This is a genomic window from Mesorhizobium sp. M7A.F.Ca.US.005.03.2.1 (assembly GCF_003997795.1).
GTDB classification, from domain to species: Bacteria; Pseudomonadota; Alphaproteobacteria; order Rhizobiales; family Rhizobiaceae; genus Mesorhizobium; species Mesorhizobium ciceri.
Genome location: NZ_RZRP01000611.1, coordinates 1 through 3,881 on the forward strand (window position 1 = coordinate 1; position 3,881 = coordinate 3,881).

Below are 3,881 nucleotides of genomic sequence, written 5' to 3' on the forward strand. Positions count from 1 at the left end.
CCCCAGCGCGAGCAGCGGCCATAGGTCGGCTTCATGCCGACCGTGCCGGTGAAGGCGGCCGGCTGGCGGATCGAGCCGCCAGTATCCGTCGCGGTCGCGCCGGCACACAGGAAGGCCGACACTGCGGTTGCCGAACCGCCGGAAGAACCGCCCGGCACCAGCTGCGCATTGTCCAGGCTGCGCGCGGTCCTGGTGCCGCCGGCCGAGACGAAGCCGCCATCACCCTGATGCATCGTCGGCATCACCACCGTGTCTAGGCGCGAGCGCCGCCACGGATTGATGACCGGGCCATAGTAGGACGTCTCGTTGGACGAGCCCATGGCGAACTCGTCCATGTTGAGTTTACCGAGCATGATGGCGCCGTCGGCCCACAGATTTGACGTAACGGTCGATTCGTAGCGCGGCTTGAACCCGTCCAGCACATGACTGCAGGCCTGCGTATGGACGCCTTCGGTGCCGAACAGGTCCTTGATTCCGAGCGGGATGCCTTCCAGCGCACCGCCCTCGCCCTTGACCAGCCTTGCGTCGGACGCCTTGGCCATGTCGCGCGCCTTGTCGCCTGTCACCGCGACATAGGCATTGAGCGCGGGATTGGCGCGATCGATGGCCGAGAGATAGGCCTCGGTGATCTCGGTCGCGGTGATTTCCTTGCCGTGCAGCTTGCCGCGGGCCTGTGAAATCGTCAGCTGGGTCAGGTCGCTCATCAAAGGCTCTTTTCGTAAAACACCGACCACTCGGAATCGGGATAATCCAGCACCGGGCCGCAACGCGAAAACCCGGCGCGTTCGTAGACGGTCCACGCCGCGGGGTGACGGTCGCCCGTCTCCAGCACCAGGCGCTTCAGCCCCTCGTTGCGCGCCAGCGCCTCGACCTGCTCGACGATTTTCGCGCCGATCTTCTGCCCGCGATGCGAGGGCCGCGTGTACATGCGCTTGACCTCGCCGACAGCGCCGTCATGGCGTTTCAGCGCACCGCAGCCAATGGCCATGCCGTTGTCGCGGGCGATGAAGACAGTCGTGTCCTCACCAGCCATCTGCTCGACCGTCAGATGATAGCAATGCTCCGGCGGCGTCAGTTCGAGCAAGGTCTGGTTGAGTTCCTCGACCAGGCCGCGCACGTCGTCCTGCAGTGGCGTTTCAATGGCGATGTCGATTGCCATCGTCCGGTTTACTCCACGACCTTCGGCACGAGGAAGAAATTCTCTTCGGTCGCCGGCGCGTTGGCGACGATGTCAGCTGCCTTGCCGCCGTCAGTAACAACGTCCTGACGCTTCTTCATGTCCATCGGCGTCACCGAGGTCATCGGTTCGATGCCGGAAACATCGACCTCATTCAGCTGTTCGACGAAGCCCAGAATGGCGTTCAGCTCGCCGGTCATCCGTTCGGCATCTTCCTCGCTCACTGCAATGCGGGCGAGATGCGCGACGCGCTTCACTGTCTGAAGATCTACGGACATGTTTTTGCCTCGGGGAAAACCAGTTCGGGCTATAGCGGCGCCGCGCGCGCTGCGCAACATGCATCGTGCGAGAGACCAGGCTGCGGCGGCGGCCTAGTCTTCGGCCATCGATCCACGCACAGGATGATGTCTACGGCAGGGCAACGCCCTCGCACAAATAGTAGCTGCCGCTGTTGCCGCTTGCTTCGCTTTCGTCGTTGACGGGCCGGACCGACACGAGATCGATCTGCTTCTCATTCATTTGCGTCACCGAGAGGACATCTGGGAAGACATAGCCCGGTTCCTGGCAGATGGCCGTCACCGCCCAACTCGGCGAAGCGGTCGCCTTGCTGACCTGCAGAAACTCGCAATTGTATTCCACGCTCTGCAGGCCGTGCGCCGAAAGCACGATGTTGCCGGCGTCGATCAGCGTTTGCAGCGTGTCCTTTTTGGCCTGCGTGCAAAGCTCTTCGGACTGAAGATAGACGCCTTCGATGAAATCATCCGCGGCGAGCGCGGGCGACGCCGCGACAAACATCGAAACGCAAAGAGATCGCCCCAATACCATGGATTTATTCCACTTTAGCTGTTTCTAGATCGTAATCGTCTCACCGATTTTCGGCAACGCCAGCCTTACACCGGATCCTTCCAGGCCGGCCTCGAACTTATCGGCGGTCGGGTCGATCATCGGAAACGTGCCGAAGTGGCAGGGAACCACGGTGTCGAATTTGAAGAAGCGCCGGCAGGCAAGTGCCGCCACCGCGCCGCCCATGGTGAAGCGGTCGCCGATCGGCACCAGGCCTATCTTCGGCTCATGCAACTCGTTGATCAGCGCCATGTCGGAGAAGATGTCGGTGTCGCCCATGTGATAGAGCGTTTTGTCTTCCGGGAAATGCAGGACGAGGCCGCCCGGATTGCCGAGATAGGTGTTCTGGCCGCCCTCGCCCGGGAACGAGGATGAGTGCAGCGCCTGGACAAAAGTGGTGGTGAAGCTGCCGCAATCGACGGTGCCGCCGATGTTGCCGGGATTGATCTTCTTGTCGCTGACGCCCTTGCCGACCAGATACATGCAGATCTCGAAATTGGCGACGAGCTGGGCGCCGCTTTTGCCGAGCACCTCCACCGCGCCGCTGATGTGGTCGCTGTGGCCATGCGTCAGCAGCACATGCGTGACACCCTCAGCCGGGCCCTCCCAGCCACCCGTCCATGACGGATTGCCTATCAGATAGGGGTCGATGAGGATCTTGGCATCAGCGGTATCGATCCGAAAGGCCGAGTGGCCGTACCAGGTCAGTTTCATGAATGCATTCCTCGATTTTTGACTTGCCAAAGGATAGAACGCCAGTGGCCCCGAGATCAAAGGGTTACTTGTCCGCCACGCGTTTGACAAAACACCTGGTGGTGAAAGGCGAAGGACGGCCGGTGGGCATTATCACGATCGAAGAATTGCCGGCGCGGTTAGCCGGCGGTAAGACGCTGGCGGGGCTTGACCTCGGCGACAAGACGATCGGCGTCGCGGTCTCGGACCAGAGGTTTTCCTTCGCCCATCCGCGTCCGGTCATCATGCGAAGGAAATTTTCGCTCGATGCGGCGGTGCTGCTCGCCTTGCTACAAAAGGAGAATGCCGGCGCCGTGGTGATTGGGCTGCCGATCAACATGGACGGCTCGGAAGGTCCGCGTGCGCAGAAATCGCGCGCCTTCGTCCGTAACATGGCACAAATGAGCGACCTGCCCTTCGTGCTCTGGGATGAAAGGCTATCGACGGTCGCGGCCGAAAGGACGCTGATCGAGATGGATTTCTCGCGCCGCAAGCGCGCCGGTAAGATCGATTCGGCGGCAGCCGCGTTTATTCTGCAGGGAGTTTTGGACCGGCTTCAGTCGCTCCACGCATCCGCTCGAACGGAACCGGACCCGCCCAGCGCTGTCTGACCCAGCCGGCGATTTCGCGGCGACGGCGGAATGCCCAAAGCGCCATCAGCAGCAACCCGTCGAAGACGCACGTCTTCGCCACCATGCCGGGGATGATCGCCGGATCGATGCCGAGCATCTGACCGTAGAGCTGGAAGAAGAAGTCGTGCATCTGGCGGCTGAGCATCGCGTAGCCGAAATTGATGTCATTGGCCGACAGATAGAACCAGCCCCAGAAAATCGCCATCGGCGCCGCCCAGAATCCGAAGATGTAGCGCATCAGCGGCCTCCCCTGGGATTGGAGCCGGTTTTGGACACCGTTCGGCCTGATATGAGTGAAAGCAGCGAATTGTGGGCTGCGGCTTTTGCCATGCCGTGCGCGACGGCATGGATCTCGCCTTCGCCCGAAGCCGCTGCCGCAACCACGGACCGCCGTTCGGCAAGCATGGCGCCATAGGATGCCAGAAGTGCTGCCAGCTGCACGGCAACAGCCATGAACAGCCCGTTTATGCCTTGCGCCGCACCCCCGATGACGATCA

Annotated in this window: 7 protein-coding genes and 1 pseudogene; 1 reads left to right on the forward strand and 7 read right to left on the reverse strand. The window is 61.7% G+C overall.

Going from position 1 to position 3,881, the window contains the following annotated elements:
* From EN991_RS26715 to EN991_RS26735, 5 genes are all read right to left on the reverse strand, one after another.
* On the reverse strand, positions 1-704 hold a 704-nt coding region (locus EN991_RS26715; protein ID WP_245461085.1), incomplete at its 3' end, for an amidase.
* Positions 704-1,159, reverse strand: a complete 456-nt coding sequence (locus EN991_RS26720; protein WP_013531786.1) for a GNAT family N-acetyltransferase — start codon at positions 1,157-1,159, stop codon at positions 704-706. The genes EN991_RS26720 and EN991_RS26715, both read right to left, overlap by 1 nt.
* A gap of 8 nt (positions 1,160-1,167) precedes the next feature.
* Positions 1,168-1,455, reverse strand: coding sequence for an Asp-tRNA(Asn)/Glu-tRNA(Gln) amidotransferase subunit GatC (gene gatC, locus EN991_RS26725; RefSeq protein WP_013531787.1), 288 nt, complete (start codon positions 1,453-1,455; stop codon positions 1,168-1,170).
* A 130-nt stretch (positions 1,456-1,585) separates the two neighbouring features.
* Positions 1,586-2,002: a hypothetical protein gene (locus EN991_RS26730; RefSeq protein ID WP_082827391.1), complete on the reverse strand. Its 417-nt coding sequence runs from the start codon at positions 2,000-2,002 to the stop codon at positions 1,586-1,588.
* Between the two features lie 24 nt (positions 2,003-2,026).
* Complete coding sequence (locus EN991_RS26735; RefSeq protein WP_013531789.1) at positions 2,027-2,734, reverse strand: metal-dependent hydrolase; 708 nt, start codon at positions 2,732-2,734, stop codon at positions 2,027-2,029.
* A gap of 122 nt (positions 2,735-2,856) precedes the next feature.
* Here EN991_RS26735 and ruvX point away from each other — a divergent pair, with 122 nt between their 5' ends.
* Positions 2,857-3,363 (forward strand): Holliday junction resolvase RuvX, encoded by a 507-nt coding sequence (gene ruvX, locus EN991_RS26740; protein ID WP_013531790.1) that lies wholly within the window; start codon positions 2,857-2,859, stop codon positions 3,361-3,363.
* Here the strand turns inward: ruvX and EN991_RS26745 are convergent.
* Both EN991_RS26745 and EN991_RS26750 read right to left on the reverse strand, forming a co-directional pair.
* Positions 3,281-3,622 (reverse strand): DUF6105 family protein, encoded by a 342-nt coding sequence (locus EN991_RS26745; protein WP_013531791.1) that lies wholly within the window; start codon positions 3,620-3,622, stop codon positions 3,281-3,283. The genes ruvX and EN991_RS26745 overlap by 83 nt on opposite strands.
* Positions 3,622-3,881: pseudogene (locus tag EN991_RS26750) on the reverse strand (hypothetical protein); the annotation flags it as partial. The pseudogene EN991_RS26750 and the gene EN991_RS26745, both read right to left, overlap by 1 nt.